The 15,486-nt window shown below is 41.1% G+C and carries 17 protein-coding genes; 12 read left to right on the top strand and 5 right to left on the bottom strand.

Going from position 1 to position 15,486, the window contains the following annotated elements; translation table 11 throughout:
• The first annotated feature begins 35 nt into the window (after nt 1–35).
• The 7 genes from dinG to MHI46_RS10240 all read left to right on the top strand — a co-directional run bounded on the left by dinG (nt 36) and on the right by MHI46_RS10240 (nt 7,027).
• Nucleotides 36–2,828 (top strand): ATP-dependent DNA helicase DinG, encoded by a 2,793-nt coding sequence (gene dinG / locus MHI46_RS10270; protein WP_260773941.1) that lies wholly within the window; start codon nt 36–38, stop codon nt 2,826–2,828.
• Between the two features lie 132 nt (nt 2,829–2,960).
• Nucleotides 2,961–3,131: a YpmA family protein gene (locus tag MHI46_RS10265; protein ID WP_064497519.1), complete on the top strand. Its 171-nt coding sequence runs from the start codon at nt 2,961–2,963 to the stop codon at nt 3,129–3,131.
• A 12-nt stretch (nt 3,132–3,143) separates the two neighbouring features.
• Entirely contained in the window at nt 3,144–3,629 is a 486-nt protein-coding gene (tseB, locus tag MHI46_RS10260) for a cell wall elongation/penicillin-binding protein regulator TseB (RefSeq protein WP_039179489.1), read from the top strand.
• Between the two features lie 115 nt (nt 3,630–3,744).
• Nucleotides 3,745–5,037 carry an asparagine--tRNA ligase gene (gene asnS / locus MHI46_RS10255; RefSeq protein WP_126681651.1) on the top strand — a complete coding sequence of 431 codons (1,293 nt, stop codon included), beginning with the start codon at nt 3,745–3,747 and terminating at the stop codon, nt 5,035–5,037.
• Nucleotides 5,038–5,136: 99 nt separating this feature from the next.
• Nucleotides 5,137–5,841 (top strand): DnaD domain-containing protein, encoded by a 705-nt coding sequence (locus MHI46_RS10250; RefSeq protein ID WP_041085852.1) that lies wholly within the window; start codon nt 5,137–5,139, stop codon nt 5,839–5,841.
• A 17-nt stretch (nt 5,842–5,858) separates the two neighbouring features.
• Entirely contained in the window at nt 5,859–6,521 is a 663-nt protein-coding gene (nth, locus tag MHI46_RS10245) for an endonuclease III (protein ID WP_024422776.1), read from the top strand.
• Nucleotides 6,518–7,027, top strand: a complete 510-nt coding sequence (locus MHI46_RS10240; RefSeq protein ID WP_144490268.1) for a YpoC family protein — start codon at nt 6,518–6,520, stop codon at nt 7,025–7,027. Before nth ends, MHI46_RS10240 begins: the two co-directional genes overlap by 4 nt.
• A gap of 240 nt (nt 7,028–7,267) precedes the next feature.
• On the opposite strand, the gene MHI46_RS10235 is transcribed toward MHI46_RS10240, so the two are convergent.
• On the bottom strand, nt 7,268–9,985 hold the full coding sequence (locus tag MHI46_RS10235; protein WP_268465574.1) for a PBP1A family penicillin-binding protein: 2,718 nt from the start codon (nt 9,983–9,985) through the stop codon (nt 7,268–7,270).
• A 19-nt stretch (nt 9,986–10,004) separates the two neighbouring features.
• Nucleotides 10,005–10,640 carry a Holliday junction resolvase RecU gene (gene recU, locus MHI46_RS10230; protein WP_058837936.1) on the bottom strand — a complete coding sequence of 212 codons (636 nt, stop codon included), beginning with the start codon at nt 10,638–10,640 and terminating at the stop codon, nt 10,005–10,007.
• 46 nt (nt 10,641–10,686) lie between these two features.
• Between recU and MHI46_RS10225 the strand changes: the two genes are divergently transcribed.
• Complete coding sequence (locus MHI46_RS10225; protein ID WP_039179474.1) at nt 10,687–11,643, top strand: DUF2515 domain-containing protein; 957 nt, start codon at nt 10,687–10,689, stop codon at nt 11,641–11,643.
• 24 nt (nt 11,644–11,667) lie between these two features.
• On the opposite strand, the gene sspM is transcribed toward MHI46_RS10225, so the two are convergent.
• Entirely contained in the window at nt 11,668–11,772 is a 105-nt protein-coding gene (sspM, locus tag MHI46_RS10220) for an acid-soluble spore protein SspM (protein WP_039179471.1), read from the bottom strand.
• 194 nt (nt 11,773–11,966) lie between these two features.
• Here sspM and MHI46_RS10215 point away from each other — a divergent pair, with 194 nt between their 5' ends.
• The 3 genes from MHI46_RS10215 to MHI46_RS10205 all read left to right on the top strand — a co-directional run bounded on the left by MHI46_RS10215 (nt 11,967) and on the right by MHI46_RS10205 (nt 13,194).
• Nucleotides 11,967–12,203 (top strand): DUF5446 family protein, encoded by a 237-nt coding sequence (locus MHI46_RS10215; RefSeq protein WP_039179468.1) that lies wholly within the window; start codon nt 11,967–11,969, stop codon nt 12,201–12,203.
• Between the two features lie 49 nt (nt 12,204–12,252).
• Complete coding sequence (locus MHI46_RS10210; protein WP_342502815.1) at nt 12,253–12,633, top strand: YppE family protein; 381 nt, start codon at nt 12,253–12,255, stop codon at nt 12,631–12,633.
• 108 nt (nt 12,634–12,741) lie between these two features.
• Complete coding sequence (locus tag MHI46_RS10205) at nt 12,742–13,194, top strand: YppG family protein (RefSeq protein ID WP_039179462.1); 453 nt, start codon at nt 12,742–12,744, stop codon at nt 13,192–13,194.
• 20 nt (nt 13,195–13,214) lie between these two features.
• Here MHI46_RS10205 and MHI46_RS10200 read toward each other — a convergent pair whose 3' ends face one another.
• Entirely contained in the window at nt 13,215–13,634 is a 420-nt protein-coding gene (locus MHI46_RS10200) for an Hsp20/alpha crystallin family protein (protein ID WP_106025047.1), read from the bottom strand.
• A 169-nt stretch (nt 13,635–13,803) separates the two neighbouring features.
• Here MHI46_RS10200 and MHI46_RS10195 point away from each other — a divergent pair, with 169 nt between their 5' ends.
• Complete coding sequence (locus MHI46_RS10195) at nt 13,804–14,310, top strand: PTS glucose transporter subunit IIA (protein ID WP_039183169.1); 507 nt, start codon at nt 13,804–13,806, stop codon at nt 14,308–14,310.
• Between the two features lie 52 nt (nt 14,311–14,362).
• Here MHI46_RS10195 and MHI46_RS10190 read toward each other — a convergent pair whose 3' ends face one another.
• A complete protein-coding gene (locus MHI46_RS10190; protein ID WP_235354763.1) occupies nt 14,363–15,481 on the bottom strand; it encodes an NADH-dependent flavin oxidoreductase in 1,119 nt (372 codons plus the stop codon).
• Between the last annotated feature and the right edge of the window lie 5 nt (nt 15,482–15,486).

Raw genomic sequence — 15,486 nt, 5'->3', positions numbered from 1 at the left:
TTCAGGGTGAAACGAGGAATTGAGGTGTCCATTTTATGACCGATCAAAGGTTTGTTGTCGTTGATATTGAAACCACCGGGAATTCACCTAAAAAAGGTGATAAAATCATTCAAATAGCTGCGGTGGTCATTGAAAATGGACAAATTGTCGAACGGTATTCAAAATATGTGAACCCGGGAAAAGCAATCCCTGGATTTATTGAACAGCTGACAGGCATTCAGCAGCACATGGTTGACGATGCAGTGTTTTTTGAGGACATTGCCCAAGAGGTGTATGATCTCATACAGGGTGCTTATTTTGTTGCGCACAATGTTCATTTTGATTTGAATTTTTTAAATGATGAACTAAAAGCATGCGGGAAAAATGAGCTGGATGTGCTAGCAATTGATACAGTTGAGATTTCTAGAATTCTTTATCCTGAGCTTGAAGGTTATAAGCTCACTGAATTAAGTGAAGAGCTCATGCTTCCACATGACCACCCGCATAGGGCGGATAGTGATGCGGAAGTTACTGCCATGTTATTTTTAACTTTATTACATCAATTAAAACATACACCGCAAAATGTGCTGAAGCAGCTGCGCAGATTATCCCCTTATCTCCTAAGTGATATAGGACTCTTAATTAAGCAGCTTGAAACGAGTCATGCCAGCCTGGAAGATTCTTTGGTGGAAGTCGGCTCTTTTTCTGTAAAAGATGTCCCCAATCCTATCAGTAGGGCGACACATTCAGTAGGTGAAGATGATGAACAGCTGTTTGAGGAAATTAAAAAGAAGCTGCCGCAAACGGTAGAAGGCTATGAAGTAAGAGAAGGCCAGCTTACGATGATGAATAAAGTGAGAGACGTGTTTCATGAACGAGCCTATGCATTAATTGAAGCGGCACCAGGTATTGGGAAAACGCTCGCTTACCTCATCCCAGCCGCTCTAGAAGCGAGGAAATCAGGAAAACCTGTCATTATTAGTACTTATTCCATCCTGTTGCAGCAGCAAATGTTTCAGCGCGATGTGCCGATGTTGAATCAACTGCTCCCGTTTGAGCCTGCTGCCTGTGTCTTTAAAGGCCGCGCGCATTATATTTGTTTAGATAAGTTTGAGCATGTGCTTCATGAGGAAGATGATAACTATGATGTGGTCTTAACGAAGGCGCAAATTTTAATGTGGCTCCTTGTAACGGAAACAGGTGATTTATCTGAACTGAATTTACCGTCAGGAGCCGCCAATATAAAAGACCGCATTTCCTGTGTACATATGCCGTTTACATCAAAAAAGCGCCGTTTTAAAGAGTATTGCTTTTATGAGCGCGCCAAAAAAAGAGCAAAAACAGCTGATTTAATTTTAACGAATCATCGTCTGCTTTTATCACAAACGGAGGCATCGTCTATCTTTCAGCATGCTGACGTATATGTGATAGACGAAGCCCATCAATTTGAGAAAACAGCCAATGAAACACTAGGGGATAGTGCGTCTTATATCCAGCTTCATGCGAAATTAACGCAGCTTGGCTCCTTGCAAGGCGGACTGTTAAAGAAACTGAAAAAGAGATTTCATCATGCAGGGTTACAGACGGGCACATTTATTGAAATGGATGAGTATCTGAATCAGCTTCAAATGGAAAGTGATGCTTTCTTTAGCACCGTTCATTCATTTGTGAAAAGGACAAAACCAAAAGCCGACATCAATCGTCTCATTCATAGAGTACGTCATCATTCAAAGCATGCTCAGTGGAAACGGATTAAAGAAACGGCAAGTAAACTTTGTTCCTTGTTAATTGCTTGTGAGAAGCTGTATGAACAGCAAAAAAATGAGCTTCTTCAAAAAAGTGAACAGCTGATAGAACACTTTGCCTTTGAAGCAGAGGAATACGACCAAGTCATGTCGTTTATGCATACTTTTTGCAGTACGCTTTACCGGTTTATCTTTGAACCGAAAAACGATGAAACGGTTTGGATTGAAATTGATGCAAAGGGCGCCAAAAACGCTGTCTTTATGCATGCACAGCCGTTAGATACTGGGGAGCTTTTGGCTGATCGTTTCTTTATGAACAAAAAGAGTGTCGTCCTTACATCAGGGACGCTTACGATCAATCACCGCTTTGATTATTGCTTGGAACGGTTTGGCCTGCAAGATTTTTACCCTCATCTTGTGCAAATTGATTCACCTTTCGAACTTGAAAAACAGCTCAAGGTCATTGTTCCGGCAGACATGCCGCCGATTACAAATCGTGATGAACGAGATTATGTAAAGCAAGCTGCGCAATATATTAAGATTATGGAAAAGCAGCAGCATGCAAAAATATTGGTTTTGTTTAATTCACATGAGATGTTAAAAGCAGTCTATGAAGAGCTAAAAACAGAAGGGATGCAGTCCGCCCTTTTTGCTCAAGGTCTGACAGGCGGAAGCCCCGTAAAATTAACGAAAATGTTCAAATTAGCAAAACAAGCTATTTTACTTGGTACGGGTAGCTTTTGGGAAGGTGTTGATTTTCCAGGCTCAGAGCTGACTACAGTCATCATGGCACGTCTTCCGTTCCGGCCGCCTGATTCTCCGCTCATTGAAGCAAAATGTGATGCAGCTAAAAAACAAGGGAAGAATCCATTTAAAGCCGTCGCTTTACCAGAAGCTGTGTTAACCTTTAAGCAAGGAGCTGGACGCTTGCTGCGCTCTGAAAAAGACATTGGCACATTGCTGATTTTAGACCGCCGAGTGAAAACCGCTTCATATGGAAAACTATTTTTAGAATCACTCCCTCATGCGCCAGTTCACGAGATGTCAAAAGAGTCACTTGAGGCGTATATAGAAAACCTTCACAACGAAAAGCCGCTGTCATAAGCGGCCTTTAGCTGGTGTGGGTTTGGAGTTAATTTATCGTAACGGTTTTTTGTGTTCCGTTGTAAAAATAGTATCGGTTCCCGTGCAGAAAAGTATGACTAACAATATTTACGTACCGAGGAGGAATTAGAAGTGGAAAGTAAAATAGAGGTACTTTCAACTGTTCAAATTAAGCATTCAGAAGACCTGTACAAAATCGTTGATGTATTGAACAGAACGCTTAAAAGAGAAGATCTCATGTTTGGATTAGCATTAGATCAAGAAGACCAAAATCAAGCGGTATTTACGATATATCGCACATAGGGGAAGCTTGACATGAAAAAAATAGTCTGGATTATTTCATCTGTAGTGGCTCTCGTTCTGCTCATTGGCATCATCAGCTTTACGTGGATTTATCAAATTGCCATGGGACAAAGAGAACAAGGGCATGAAGCAGCGATCGAACGAGCAAAAGAACAAGCAAACATCGTACAAGTGGAGCAAGTGGAAACCTTTGTCGGGAAAGAAAAGCAATTTATTGTTGAAGGGAAAAACAAACAGAATGAAACGACCTACGTTTGGGTTCCTGCCAGCAAAAAAGAAAAAGTGATCGCAAAAAAAGCAAAAGAAGGCATTACCTCGAATCAAGCAGTACAAGCCGTTCAAAAGGAGAACACGGTCTCTAAGCTAAAAGAAGTCAAATTAGCGAGAGAAGGTGACGTACTCCTTTGGGAAGTGACGTACTTAAATGAGAACAATCAATATAGCTTCAGCTATGTCGACTTTTCGACAGGACGTGTGGAAAAAAATTTAACACCGTAGTTTCTCCTGTCTTGCGTTGACCATGCTGATTTAGAACGGTTATAATAAAATGTATGAAAAAAGATTCACACCTGACAAATAGGTGAGTTTCTTTCTGGCTTTGGAGGGAATTATGTTGAAAACAACGATTAATCAAGTGTTCAAACACGTCGATCAAGAAGTAACCATCGGCGCATGGATTGCCAATAAACGTTCAAGCGGAAAAATTGCATTTTTGCAGTTGCGTGACGGGACAGGCTTTATTCAAGGAGTCGTAGTAAAAGCAGAAGTGGAAGAGGAAGTCTTTAAGCTTGCGAAATCAGTCACACAAGAAACATCTGTCTATGTGACAGGTCAAGTGACAAAAGATGAGCGTTCACCACTAGGTTTTGAATTACAAGTGAAATCCATTGAAGTGATTCATGAAGCGACAGATTACCCAATTACACCGAAAGAGCATGGAACAGAATTCTTAATGGATCACCGTCATTTATGGCTTCGTTCTAAAAAACAGCATGCCATTATGAAAATCCGTAACGAAATTATTCGTGCTACATATGAATACTTCCATCAAGAAGGTTTCGTGAAAGTAGATCCGCCAATTTTAACTGGAAGTGCACCTGAGGGCACAACGGAACTGTTTGCTACGAAATATTTTGATGAAGATGCGTACCTTTCTCAAAGTGGTCAGCTTTACATGGAAGCTGCAGCAATGGCACTCGGAAAAGTATTCTCATTTGGCCCAACATTTAGAGCAGAAAAATCTAAAACAAAACGTCATTTAATTGAGTTTTGGATGATCGAGCCTGAGATGGCTTTTGTCGAATTCAATGAAAACCTTGAGTATCAAGAAAATTATGTGTCTCATGTTGTTCAAAGTGTACTTGAAAACTGTAAAGTGGAGCTGCATACACTAGGTCGTGATACAGCGAAATTAGAAAACATCAAAGCACCATTCCCGCGCATCACTTACGATGAAGCGATTAAATTCTTGCAGGAAAAAGGCTATGATGATATCGAATGGGGAGATGATTTCGGAGCGCCTCACGAAACAGCGATTGCCGAAAGCTATGATAAACCAGTGTTTATCACTCATTACCCAACATCATTAAAACCGTTCTATATGCAGCCAGCACCAGATCGTGAAGATGTTGTCCTTTGTGCAGACTTGATTGCACCAGAAGGCTACGGAGAGATTATTGGCGGTTCTGAGCGTGTTCATGATTTAGAGCTTCTTGAAGCAAGATTGAAAGAACATGGGCTTGATCAGGAAACTTACAAATGGTATACAGAATTAAGACAATACGGTTCTGTACCGCATTCAGGTTTTGGTCTTGGACTTGAACGTACAGTTGCTTGGATTAGTGGAGCGCCGCATGTGCGTGAAACCATTCCTTTCCCAAGATTATTAAACCGTTTATACCCTTAAGACGTGAAAGCCTCCAACAAATGGAGGCTTTTTCAAACGTCTTTTTAGGGAGGCACGTGAAATAAAACGTGATATACTTAAAATGAAGAGGTGTATCCGATGAATAGGCAGCAATTTATAAATATGCAGCAAATGGGGGCGACAAGTTTGCCTAATTTGCTGATTGCTCATTATGAGCAGTTAGGACTGAATGAATCACAGATGATGGTCATGCTCAAGATTAAAATGAATGAAGAACAAGGTGTTTTCTTTCAAACATTTGAAGAGCTTTCTCATGGAATGACCATATCAGCGGAAGAGTGCGCGTATATGGTGCAGCATCTGATTCAAAAAGGATTTATCTCAATTCAGCCATTTGAAGACAGGTCTGGTATTCAGCATGACCGTTACTCAGTAGAACCTTTATGGGGCGTGCTGTATGACTTTTTAGAAACAAAACAGGCGAAAGAAGCTCAAAAACAACATGTGCAGGCAGAAAAATCTTTATATGCTTTATTTGAAGATGAATTCGGCAGACCGCTGTCTCCTCTTGAAGGAGAAACACTTTCGATCTGGATGGATCAAGACCATCATGATGCTGAAATGATTCGGCTAGCGCTAAGAGAAGCCGTTTTATCAGGGAAATTAAATTTCCGTTATATTGATCGAATTTTATTTGAGTGGAAAAAGAAAGGGCTGAAAACAGCGGAAGAAGCAAAAGAGCATAGCCAGCATTTCCGTTCTCAGCAGAAAACGCCACCTTCAAAAGAAGAGACGGGTACTTATAAACGACAAGTTCCTTTTTATAATTGGCTGGAACAATAACCAATAAAGGAGAAGGCATGTTATCAAAAAAACAAATCAATGAGTGTTTAGATATTATAGGAGATATGTTTCCAGAGGCGGAGTGTGAGCTTGTTCATGCCAATCCATTTGAGCTTGTGATTGCTGTTGCGCTCTCCGCTCAGTGTACAGACGTGCTTGTAAACAAAGTCACCAAAACGTTATTTCAAAAATATAAAACACCAGAAGACTATTTAAGTGTACCGCTTGAAGAACTGCAGCAAGATATTCGCTCGATTGGTCTTTATCGAAATAAGGCTAAAAACATTCAAAAGTTGAGCAAAATGCTGATTGAAGAATATGGCGGTGAAGTACCAAAGGACAGGGATGAGCTTGTCAAGCTTCCTGGGGTTGGCCGGAAAACAGCAAATGTCGTCGTTTCAGTCGCTTTTGGAGTACCGGCAATAGCAGTAGATACACATGTAGAACGAGTCAGCAAGCGTCTAGGCATCTGCCGCTGGAAGGATTCTGTGCTTGAAGTAGAGCAAACCTTGATGAAAAAGGTGCCAAAAGAAGATTGGTCTGTGACGCATCACCGCCTGATCTTTTTTGGGAGATATCATTGTAAGGCGCAGCGGCCGCAGTGCGAATCGTGTCCGCTTCTTGATATGTGCAGGGAAGGGCAGAAGAGGCTGAAAAAAGGACTGGTGAAGCTCGCATGAGCGGGGCAGCTGTTTTCACCTCATATGTCGAAAAGCTAAAAGAGAAAAAGGTAGCGTTTAAAGGTGATCGAGTAGATATACTGAGAGCCAACCCGCTCGCATATGATCTATCTTCGGAACCTTTAACAGACGAGCTTCCATGGCAGGAAACAGAAGAATTTGTTCCTGTCATGTTCGAACTGTGGAACGAATTAAAAGAAAAAATGCTTCCTCGTTTCCAAACAAGGAAATCTCGCTGTGATGAAGATGATATGCTGCAAGGAATCGTCAGTATGATTGCGATGTTTTACTGGATCAAAGGGGAGAGTGTCCAAACCTTTGAATGGGAACTTATCAAGCAAGAGACATTTCCTGTTGTTCCGATTAATTGGACGGAACGTTTAGAGTTCATTTTGTTAAAACCTACTCAATATCACTGCTTTATTCAATTGGACGAGCTATACACGGAATTAAAAAAGCAGTATGGAAAATATGAAGCACTTAAGAAAATCAGACAGCAGCGTTAAAAAAAGCACTTGCCAAGGAGGCAAGTGCTTTCAAGCGTGTAGACAAACCCTCGCATTCTTTGTCAGGTCTGCGCTCCGGTGCTCACGAATGTCAAATTCGCTCCGCTCCAGTGCTTGTCCTTCCTAGACTGCAAAGGTTTTCTATCACGCTGAAAAGAAGACAAAGGGCTAAAATCAAGATCATTTTAGCCCTTTGTCAACAATCTTAAAGCACTTGCCAAGAAGGCAAGTGCTTTTTCATTATTCATCTTCTTTACGAGAAGTAGAATTTGATGGCGAATTGGAACTTTGAGAGTTGGCTTTCGCATCATCTTTCTTTTTATCTTTATGATCAGTTTGTGAGTTGCTGTTCCCATTTGTACTGTCTGAGCCATCATCTGAAGAACCATTATTTCCGTTTTCGGTATTTTTGCCTTGGTCTTTATCCTTATCCTTATCTTGATCTTTTTTGTCATCAGGCTTTTGTTCATCAGTGCCAGGGGGCTGCTGATTTTTGTTATCGTCTGTTTGGTCTGTCTGCTCGTCGTCAGGCTGCTGCGGTTCTTCTTCTTCTTTATTCTCATCATCCGCTTTTTCTTCTTCATCAGCGTCATCCTTAATGGTGAGGAAGGTAGAAGCCGCTTTACTTGTGACATCCTCTACAGTGGCTGTCACTTGGAATTTATATGTGGAGCCAGGCTTCACATCAGAGATGACCGCTTCTTTAGCAGAGCTGTTTTGAATCTCTTTATAGCCGCCATTATCAACCGCTTGCTTGACATTAAATGTAGCATCAGCGTCGTCAGAATAGCCCCAAGTCAGTGTGATGGATTTTTTCTCTTCATCATACACCGCTTTTAAGTCAGAAGGCTTATCGGCTTCTTTTTTCTCATAAGTGTCAGACACTTTTGTTGGAACTGTTCCTTTAACAAAGTATTCTGTTGTCTTTTTGTCACTTGGTGTATTCGGTCCGGCTAATTTTGCTGGATCTGAACCTTTTTCAACCGTAGCTTCGACGACACTGTCTGGTTTTTCAAATGAGCCGCTTCCATCATCAATTTGAGAAATTAATCGCTGGAAGACGATTTTGGCAACACGCTGCTCGTATTCAGTCAGCCACATTTTACCGTCTGCATCTTTTGAATTACCGATTCCAGTCCATACGGCTGCTGTATATTGCGGCGTATAACCGACAAACCAAGAATCTTTCGCACCGCCAGAAGGGATATTGTATTTATTAATATCATCTTGTCTGAAGTTCGTTGTACCGGTTTTACCAGCTACTTGAACGTTCGGTACTTGTGCAAGTGTACCAGTTCCAGATTGGACAGCAGTTTTCAGCATGTCTGTGATCATAAATGCTGTGTAATCACTCATCGCTGCTTTCGAGTCCGGCGTAAGGTCAAGTTTTGTCCCGTCATTAAATTCAACAGATGTGACAGCGTGCGGTTCATTATAGTATCCGTTATTGCCGAACGCACTAAATGCACCTGCCATTTTTAATGAAGACACACCATCTTCAAATCCACCAATTGAATAAGATTCTGGAATATCAGAAGGTAAGTCCATGCCTAAATTATTCGCAAATTGCGCGGCATTCGCTGAACCAGCTTCTTGGAATGCTTTGAGTGCAGGGATGTTACGTGATTGTGCCAAAGCACTTCTCATCGACATTTTCCCTAAATGTCTTCTATCAAAGTTGTTAATTGGTGTCCCATCTGAGTACGTATATGGTGCATCATCGATTTGCTGATATGTTGACCATTTTTTGTTTTCAATGACTGGGCCGTAATCTAAGATCGGTTTAATTGTGGACCCTGGCTGGCGTTTTGCATCTGTCGCATAGTTAAAGCCGCCGGCTGGTACATCACGTCCACCGCCAATGGCACGTATTTCACCATTTTTCGTATCAAGCAGGGTGACACCCGCCTGCATACCTTTCGTAAAACCAACTGAATCTCCATTGATGATATCATCTAGGTGATCCTGTGCTTTTCGATCAAGTGATGTATAGATTTTTAATCCATCAGTTGACGGATCCACTTTGGCTTTTTTCTGTACTTCTTCCATCACTTCTTCAATGTAGGCAGAGTACTTACTAGAGTTTTGGCTCTTATATTTATCAGCAGGAACGACGGTCTTGCTGATAGGGGTTGCTTTTGCAACGTCATAGTCTTTTTCTGAAATGTAGCCTTGTTTTTTCATAAGGCTTAAAACGATATTTCGGCGTTTTTCCGCTGCCTCGGGATTTTTAACTGGATTATAGACAGTAGGACTTTGTGGCATACCTGCAAGTGTGGCTGCCTGTGCAACGGTTAGTTTATTTAAATCTGTCACTCCAAAAAATTGTTCAGCTGCTTTCCCCACACCATAAGCATAAGGAGAGAAGAAAATACGGTTTAAATACATTTCTAAAATTTCATCTTTAGAGTATTTTTGCTCAAGTTGAATCGAGAGCCATATTTCCTGTACTTTCCGTTTTAACGTCTTTTGCTTGCTTAAAAGGGTGTTTTTCACAACCTGCTGTGTAATTGTACTTCCGCCTTCAGCTCCAAAGCCGTCCTCAACGTTTGCGACAAGGGCACCGCCAATACGAATTGGGTCAATTCCGTGGTGCTTATAAAAACGCGCATCTTCAGTCGCAATAAATGCGTCTTTTACCACATCGGGTATATCTTTTATCGAGACATACGTTCTTTTTTCTGCACCAACTTCTGCAAACACTTTCTTGTCTTTATCATAAAGTTTTGAAGAGTATGGTGTTTTAAGCTTACTATCATCAATAGAAGGAGCGCTTGATGCAAAAACGGCAAAAGTTGTGATTCCGGCAACTAAACAAAGTAGACCGATCACGAGTAAAGATAAAAATATTTTTTTAAATAGACCTGCTTTCTTTTTGCCTTTTTTGTTCTTTTGCTTCTTATTCTTTTCTTGACTTGCTTTACGTCGCTGCTCACGACTTGTAAATTGATCAGACATCACATCTCAACCTTTCGTGTTAAACCTTTTTCGAACGTAATTGCTGCTTGCTTTCATCCGAAAAATGAAGTGTCTCCACTACTTTAATATAATCAATTCTTGGCGAATATCCAAGTGTCATTATGTGGCCAGCTTCCATTAATTCGTCTTTGCTAATGGATTTACGGCCGTTTTGCTTCTGCCGCTCCCAGAAGAAAAAGAGATCTGAAGCGGGCAAATAATAAACGGAGCCAAAAGCGGATATAATAACGAAACAAATGCCGCCTTGTTTTTCAACCTGTTTCATATGCTCAATTTGATGGTCGTGGAAATTTTTGAGCGGAAACGAGGTAGTGCTTTTGGTTTCCTTTGCTTCAAAATCGATATAGCGGCCTTTGTACACCCCGTTATAGTCTGTTGTGGAGGATTGTTTAAAATAGGCTTCTTTAATGACAGCAGCACTTCTTTTTGGATAATCCACATTCACAATTTGAACTGGGGTAGGCTTTTTATGAATGACTGCGATCCCGTTGACCAAATAGTATTGGTTCGTTTCATTTAAATCAGCCTCAAGCGTCATCCCGCGGTTACTATAAGAGGATTCGCCGCTGATTCTTTTTTTTGTCCCAATTTGTTGAATGGGCTGATACGATTTTCCGTTTGGATACCGAATCATCAAGTTTCAGCCTCCTTTTAATGCATTTTGTATTGGAGAGATCACCATGTTGTCCCAAGAAGAGCACATCATCACTCAGCAAATTTTGCGTGAAACGAAAGCAAAAAATAAAGACAACCTGACGAGGACAAATGCTTACAAGCGGTTTTATGACCGGCATCCAGAGATGAAATGGTCGCTGCTCGCTTCCTTTGTCTCAAGAAATGCAGGGTGGTCCATGACAGATTTAAAGGGCGAACTCTTCCATCCAGGTTTAACGGATCAGCAGGGGCATCTTTTTTTCACAGCATATGAAAGAGCGAATTGGCTGATCTTTTCGGATGCTTATCCTCAGCTTCTTTTGTATGAATGGTCTAAGAGATGCAGTCAACCTTTGTTTCATCTGCTGCCTTATTTCTCCGTGTCTCGTTTTATGAGCGCTGAGTGGGAACATTTTTGGCTAAAGCGTGACACAGAGCGTCTGCTTTATGCACTCATCATAAATGAACAATATACTATACAATCTCCTATTATACAAAATCCTCTTCTGAAAAAGAATGTTTTTCACTCGATTCAATATCTTTTCAGCGAGTGGGGACATTTCCAAACCGTTGTTTTTCCAACGGTGGACGGGCATTTGTACGGCTTAACCATACGGAAGTTTTCCAATGTAAAGGAACGCATTACATTAGGTAAAAAACTAGCGAAACTATTATTTCGAGCCGATTTGTTTTCGGATTTTTATCATTTTTTGCATACCGTTCCGCATACTGGGTCTCGGTTTGATTTTGAGCCGTTTTTAGGGATCGCTAGAAGGTCAACACCTTTTCTTCGGACGGTTTATCCCGTGATGACACATTCATTAGACGATCAAAGGGAAGATTGGTTTCAAAAGAAATTGAGTCCATCTTTATTTGAGGCAGAGCCGCTGCCAAAGCAGATTGAGCTGACGGACTGGTATTTTCATAAAAAAAGACAGCTTCGTTTTCTTTTCTCATTAGAGCACTATTTTTTGCATAAATAAAAAGCAGGGGGTGCCTGCTTTTTTTTACGTAGATGGACGATTAGGACCGCCGAGCTTTTTATCAAGCTGATCTGTACTGTTTTCTTTCCCTTTTGGATTTTGCTCTTTTGGTGCTGGCTTCTTTTTCATGAAATCTACCTCCTTTTGTCCTTAGAATTTACACAATCGGACGCAATCATACAAAGAAGGACAAGCATCTGTCGAAAAGGAAGAAATAGCGCTTATCTACACTTAGATTGGCGATTTGCTTCTAGTTTTGTCATGTGTGAAGGAGGGTGAGAAAGAAAAGAGAATGTAACGAGAGACGATAAAGGAGGAATCTGATGATGAGCGAATTTGTATCAAAAGAATCCATTATGCAGTTGTTAGAGGAAATCGAGCGAAAAATTGATGCGGTGGAAGCAGAGCTGTCTCTTGCTGTGAATCAGACAAAACGTGCAGCAATAGAAGAGCAAGAACAAATCATTGACCGGCTTGAATCAGAAGTAAAGGACTGTGAAGTGAAGCTTCATGCAGCCGAGTATAAACTGGCGGCAAGACCGGCATATCACGCCGGATAGCTTTTCTATTTGAGCAATAGGTAAACGTTTGATAGGATGGTTCATAGAGGTGAACACTTTGGATAATCAAACATTACTTGAACATACACAAAACTTGAGAATATGGATCGAAAAAGCGTATGAGCAGTACCAAAAGGGAAAGGCTGAAGAGGAGTACCCATTGTATGATTTTTATACGGATATTCAGCCAGCCGTTGATACATTTGATCAGAAAATGGAAGAGTGGCTCACCGCAGCTATCTCCTTTGTTCAACAGGTCAAACCTAGATATTTACACCAAGAACAGCTTGAAGCCGTAAAAGAAAATGGTAAAGAGGTTGTCCTGCAATCTTATTTTGGCAAACAGCATGCACCCCGTGTAAAAAATTTAGTTGAGTCAGTGGTTTACACACTGAACCTTTTAATAGAAGAAATCAAACAGCGCAGCTAAAGACATAATGCTGCGTTTTTCTTATGACTTCTTTAGGCACATCTTCTGCTTTTGATCATAATATATGAGTGACATCAATATGTGTTGAGAGCGAGAGGAGCGAGATAGATGTTCCCTTATTCAAACCAGCAGCCTTATGAATTCAATCAATTCAAGCAAAGGCCTTTTCCGTATTCAGAGATGCAGCAGCAGCCTCCGCAGCCTCCAGACTATTTCATGCCGCCATATCAAGGTGGAATGAACCAGGCACCATCTACTGTTTATCAGCCGCCTTATGGATACCAAGAAAATGTGCCGCCTATGCAGCCGCCTGAAGCGATGAATCCACCCCAAATGCAGCCGCCAGGCATGATGCCCATGCAGCAGCCTATGAACCCTTATCCTTTGCCAAGACCGCAAAAACAGCAGCCTTCTCAGTTTAAAAGTGTGCTGTCGCAATTCAAAAAGACGAATGGGCAATACGATTTTAACAAAATGTTTGATACAGCTGGCCAAATGATGAGTACAATGAATCAAGTAGGCTCATTGGCGAAAGGATTTACAAGCATTTTTAAAGCATAGTTAAAACCCAATAGATCGATCTATTGGGTTGTTTGCTTTGGTGCAGATACACGAAGCGATTGATCTTTCCACACACTTTTCATTTTCGTTTCATCTATTTTTGCCGGCATTAAAATGGTTTTTGTAAAGCTTGAATACGAGGAAGTCGTATCCGTTTTAATTTTTTCCTGCACTGATAAGTGTAAATATTGAGCTTTTACTTCTAGCGCAATGTCTCCTTCGACAAAATGGTCTGGAAATTGAATCTCGATATACACATTCTGTTCATCCTCTGTCACATCAGTCGTTATTGATGCAAGTGATTGCGATGTGGTCATGAGTGCCTCCGCACTATTTAATATCTCGTGAAACGGGGAGGATGCAAAAAATTGTTCAATCGCTTCATATAGGATATCTTCATTTGCCAGCAATTCATGTTTGTTTTCGTTATCTTGTTTCATTCGAATCACCTCTCATCTACAGCCTATGCAGAAAGGGCTCAGGCGGTTATCAATTGATGAGAGGAAAAAATTATGATTAAATAGTGTTGAATGAAGCAAGGTGTATAGGCGTAAAGTTTCTTACACTAAATAGATTTAGGAAGCAAAGCTTGAAGGGAGCAAATTGACATTGCTGAAAAAATTATTCGGTTTCGGAAAAAACCAAGATGATGTAAAGGAAGAAGTCATTTATTCTCCAGTTGATGGAGAGTTAATGGATATGACTGATGTACCAGATCCCGTCTTTTCTCAAAAGATGATGGGAGACGGCGTAGCAGTAAAACCAAAAAGTGGGACGATTGTGTCACCAGTAGAGGGTGAAATCATTCAGCTCTTCCATACAAAACATGCAATTGGCATTCGAACACTCTCGGGGCTTGAGCTTCTGATTCATATCGGACTTGAAACAGTTGGGTTAAATGGTGAAGGATTTGAAGCGCACATTAAAGAAGGGGATAAAGTGAAAATCGGTGACCCTCTCATTACGTGTGATTTAGAACTGATTGAAGAGAAAGCATCAAGTACAGTGACACCGATTGTGATTATGAATGGTGACTTGGTCGAACGACTTGATAAAGAACCAAAAGGCTCTGTAGAAAAGCAGATGTCCAAGCTCTTTACCGTGAAAATGAAATAATTTATGAATAGAAAAAACTACCCGTTAATAGGGTAGTTTTTTATTGAGGATATTAATCCTCCATTGGAACCCAGCCTTGACTCGCTTCCATGACAGACCACAATCCTTCTGGGATGAGATACTTGTCTTTTTGGCTGCGTTTAATGACGGTTTCAATCTCTTGTTCTCTGCCTTCTTTAATCTTTTTAGCCCAATCTGGGTCGACGATCAGCTCTCGAGCGACAGCAATCAGAGGAATCCCTTGATTGTAAGCATGGAGAGCATCTTCAGCTGTAATGACGCTGCCTACTCCAATAAGCGGAAGAGTATCGCCGCAGCGTTCTTTTAGCAGTTCCATACGTGTTTTATTAGAATCTGCGCCTCGTCTTGCTTTAGAGCCAATCTCCATTAAAGAGATATGCAAATAATCGAGGTTTTTTGTTTTGAGAACATCCACTAATGTAAACGTCTCTGTCATTGTTAAACCAGGTGTTTCAGGTTCTTCAGGAGATAACCGGTATCCAAAGATAAACGGTTTAGCCGCATGTTCTTTGATGGCCTCTTTGACTGCATCTACAACAGCAATAGGGAAAGCTAGACGTTTTTCTTCATTTCCTCCCCATTGGTCTGTACGTTGATTGCTATGTGGTGAGTAAAATTGCTGTAATAAATAACCGTTTGCTCCGTGAATTTCCACGCCGTCAAACCCTGCTTGAATCGCTCGTCTTGCCGCTTCTTTAAAGGAGTCGATAATATGAGTAATTTCCTCTTCTTTTAAAGCGCGTGCAATTTGTTTTCCATCTTTGAACACATCACTTGGCGCAACCACATCACCGTTTGGAACTAAATGAGGGAGAGCCTGAGAGCCGCCGTGATGGATTTGGATAATGGCTTTTGTTCCTTTTGCCTGGATTGCTGAAGCCAGTTTTTTCAGGCCTGGGATATCTTCATCTCTTGCGATAGAAGGCTGTCCTTCAAATGCCTTCCCATCTGGAGTCACGTTCGCACATGCTGTAATCACCATACCCATTTCACTTGATCTAGCTGTAATGAAATCAATTTCGTCTTTTGAAATGGTGCCATCGTCATGAGAACCAAAGTGTGTCATTGGAGCAACCACTAACCTACCATCAATAGAGGCGCCTCCAGGAAACGTAAATGGTTCAAATAAAGGCTTAAATTCGTTTTTCACTCTGA

It is taken from the genome of Bacillus sp. FSL K6-1000, assembly GCF_038630785.1.
GTDB lineage: Bacteria > Bacillota > Bacilli > Bacillales > Bacillaceae > Bacillus > Bacillus safensis.
The sequence above is the reverse complement of the archived record's forward strand: the minus strand, read 5'-3'. Positions and strand labels throughout refer to the sequence as shown.